A 3,381-nucleotide genomic window follows, 5' to 3' on the forward strand; every position below is an offset into this window, starting at 1 on the left:
CGTCGATTTTGTATCCCCTGGCGGGCGTGGAATGTGGGTCCGGGGGGGATTGCCGGGGCGCTACCAGCGCGGTATACCGTTCGCGCGGGCACTTGCCCGGCGAGCGCAGCAGCCTCAGCGCAGGTAATCGCCCTCCGCCATCCCCTCGGCCAGGTGATCCAGGAACGAGCTGATGCGCGCCGACACGGCGGTGTTGCGGTAGTACACCGCGTGGATCGGCTGGTAGACATCCAGCGTCTGCGCGGCCAGCACCGGCACCAGGGTGCCGGCGGCGCGATCACGGTCGGTGACGAAGTCGGACAGGCAGGTGATGCCCACGCCTTCCACCGCCAGCCGGCGCAGGGTCTCGCCGCTGGAGACAGCGATCTCCGGGCGCACCAGCAGCTGCCCGTCGGCATCACCCGGCAGTGGCCAACGGTTCAAGGATTCCGGTTCATTGAAACTCAACAGCGTGTGCTGGCCCAGCGCGGCCACGGTGGCCGGTTCGCCGTGCGCGGCCAGATAGGCCGGGCTGGCCACCAGCTGCAGCCGGCAGCGCCCCAGCGAACGCGCGTGCAGGGTCGAATCGGCCAGCGGGCCGATACGGATGGCCAGGTCGGTGCGCCGCTCCAGCAGGTCGATGTAGCGCTCGGAGCTGTTCAGTTCCAGCTGCACTTCCGGGTAGCGCGCGCGGTAGCTGGCCACCAGCGGCGCGATCACGTGCAGCACGAAGGGCATGGCCGCATCCACGCGCAGCCGCCCGGCCGGGCGCTCGCGGCGGGCGGCCATCTGCTCCTCGGCCGATTCCACCGCATCGATGATCGCCCTCGCGTGGCGCAGGTAGGCCTCACCCTCGGCGGTCAGGTGCAGGCGGCGGGTAGTGCGGGTCAGCAGGGTGGTGCCCAGCTTCTCTTCCAGCCGGCCCAGCGCGCGGCTGACGCCCGAGGGCGTGTGCCCCAGCTGCTCGGCGGCGGCACTGATCGAGCCGCTGTCGATGACCGCCAGGAAGGCCTGCATTTCGTCGAGGGTGGTCTTCATGGCGCCATTATTGACCAGCAGGCAAGAGTGATTGGCGTGAAGACCGGTTTTTCGGCAAAGGTGCGCCGCGCACACTGCGCCCCTTCCTTCCCTCCGGAGCCTGCCATGACCCGTGGCATTCCCCTCGCCCTGCTGGCGCTGACCCTCGGCGCCTTCGCCATCGGCACCACTGAATTCGTCATCGTCGGCCTCATTCCGACCATCGCCGCCGACCTGCACGTCAGCCTGCCCTCGGCCGGCCTGCTGGTCTCGCTGTATGCCCTGGGCGTGGCCATCGGCGCGCCGGTGCTGACCGCACTGACCGGCCGCGTGCCGCGCAAGCAGCTGCTGGTCGCGCTGATGCTGATGTTCACCCTCGGCAACGTCATCGCGTGGATGGCACCGGGCTACACCTCGCTGATCGTCGCCCGCATCCTCACCGGCCTGGCCCATGGCGTCTTCTTCTCCATCGGCTCGATCATCGCCACCGCGGTGGTGCCGAAGGAAAAGGCCGCCAGCGCGATCGCCATCATGTTCACCGGCCTGACCGTGGCGCTGGTGACCGGCGTGCCGCTGGGCACCTTCATCGGCCAGCACCTGGGTTGGCGTGCGACCTTCCTGGCCGTGGCCGGCCTTGGCGTGGTGGCCCTGCTGGGTGCGCTGCTGTTCGTGCCGCGCAACGTGCCGCAGAGCGCGCCGGCCAGCTTCCGCCAGCAGCTGGGCGTGCTGGCCCAGCCGCGCCTGCTGCTGGTCTATGCGATGACCGCGCTGGGCTATGGCGGTACGTTCCTGGCCTTCACCTACCTGGCGCCGATCCTGCAGGACGTCACCGGTTTCTCGGCCAATGCGGTCAGCCTAGTGCTGCTGGTGTATGGCGTGTCGGTGGCGATCGGCAACCTGTGGGGCGGCCGCCTGGCCGACCGCGTTGGCCCGGTGCCGGCACTGAAGCGCATCTTCGCGCTGCTGGCCATCGTGCTGTTCGTGCTCACCTTCACCGCCTACAACACCTGGCTGATGCTGCTGACCGTGCTGGCCCTGGGCGCGGTGGCGTTCGGCAACGTGCCGGGGCTGCAGGTGTATGTGGTCAAGCAGGCGCAGCGTTACGCGCCGCAGGCCACTGATGTGGCGTCGGGCCTGAACATCGCCGCGTTCAACATCGGCATCGCCCTCGGCGCCTCGCTGGGCGGCCTGGTGGTGGAGCACATCGGCCTGATGCACACGCCGTGGCTGGGCGCACTGGTGGTCGTGCTGGCCTACGCGCTCACCGTGCTCAGCGGGCGCCTGGATCGCCGCGATGGTATCGACCAGCGTGCCGAGGGCATCACCGTGACCGCCCACTGACCGGCAACGCAATGCACCGTTGCCGGCATGCACACGGTCCCTGACCTACCCTTCCTGTTCACTCCTTTCCCCCCGTTGGAGCTTCCCATGACTGTCCCCGCCTTTGGTCTTGGCACCTTCCGCCTGAAAGACCAGACCGTGATCGATTCCGTCCGCAATGCGCTGGACGTCGGTTACCGCGCCATCGATACCGCGCAGATCTACGGCAATGAAGCCGAGGTCGGCCAGGCCATCGCCGAATCCGGCGTACCGCGCGACGATATCTACCTGACCACCAAGGTGTGGATCACCGAGTTCAAGCGCGATGCGCTGCTGGCCAGCCTGCGCACCAGCCTGGAAAAGCTGCGCACCGACCATGTCGAGCTGACCCTGATCCACTGGCCCTCGCCGAATGACCAGGTGGACGTGCCGATGGAGGAATACCTGCCGGCGCTGGCCGAGGCCAAGGCGCAGGGCCTGACCCGCGAGATCGGTATCTCCAACTTCACCATCGCCCAGACCCGCAAGGCGATCGAGATCCTCGGTGCCGATGCCATCGCCACCAACCAGATCGAGATCCACCCGTACCTGCAGAACCGCCTGCTGGTGCAGTTCCTGCAGGACAACGGCATCGCCATCACCGCCTACATGAGCCTGGCCTACGGCGAAGTGCTGAAGGACCCGGTGATCCAGGCCATCGCCGGCCGCCACCAGGCCACCCCGGCACAGGTCGCACTGGCCTGGGCGCTGCAGCAGGGTTTTGCGGTCATCCCGTCGTCGACCAAGCGCGAGAACCTGGCCGGCAACCTGGAAGCGGCGGCGATCCGCCTGACCGACGACGACATGGCGCAGATCGCCACGCTTGATCGCGGCCAGCGTCTGGCCAATCCGGAAGGCATCGCCCCGGCCTGGGATTGAGGAACGGCCGCCGGGGCAGGCCCCGCGCGCCCCGGGGCCCCGCACCGGGGGCGGCCGCCATATCCGCCACCCGGGCCCCACCGGACGGTCGGCTGCACGGGGGGCCACTGCGGACGGCATCGTCCGCTGGTTCACCCACCGTTATCC

Annotated in this window: 3 protein-coding genes; 2 read left to right on the forward strand and 1 reads right to left on the reverse strand. The window is 68.7% G+C overall.

All coding sequences use genetic code 11. The features are described 5' to 3' along the window. Nucleotides 1-114: 114 nt before the first annotated feature. Entirely contained in the window at nt 115-1,017 is a 903-nt protein-coding gene (locus tag AC1VXD_RS19775; protein ID WP_482993472.1) for a LysR substrate-binding domain-containing protein, read from the reverse strand. Nucleotides 1,018-1,122: 105 nt separating this feature from the next. Between AC1VXD_RS19775 and AC1VXD_RS19780 the strand changes: the two genes are divergently transcribed. Together AC1VXD_RS19780 and dkgB are read left to right on the forward strand one after the other, a co-directional pair. Next, nucleotides 1,123-2,337, forward strand: a complete 1,215-nt coding sequence (locus tag AC1VXD_RS19780) for an MFS transporter (RefSeq protein WP_482993473.1) — start codon at nt 1,123-1,125, stop codon at nt 2,335-2,337. A gap of 87 nt (nt 2,338-2,424) precedes the next feature. After that, entirely contained in the window at nt 2,425-3,234 is an 810-nt protein-coding gene (dkgB, locus tag AC1VXD_RS19785; RefSeq protein ID WP_482993474.1) for a 2,5-didehydrogluconate reductase DkgB, read from the forward strand. Nucleotides 3,235-3,381 lie beyond the last annotated feature (147 nt).

It is taken from the genome of Stenotrophomonas sp. STEN054, from assembly GCF_056854535.1.

Bases quoted from the DNA above. Each gene is read 5' to 3' on its own strand.
- AC1VXD_RS19780 (WP_482993473.1), top strand. From the start codon at position 1,123: ATGACCCGTGGCATTCCCCTCGCCCTGCTGGCGCTGACCCTCGGCGCC.
- AC1VXD_RS19775 (WP_482993472.1), bottom strand. From the start codon at position 1,017: ATGAAGACCACCCTCGACGAAATGCAGGCCTTCCTGGCGGTCATCGAC.
- dkgB (WP_482993474.1), top strand. From the start codon at position 2,425: ATGACTGTCCCCGCCTTTGGTCTTGGCACCTTCCGCCTGAAAGACCAG.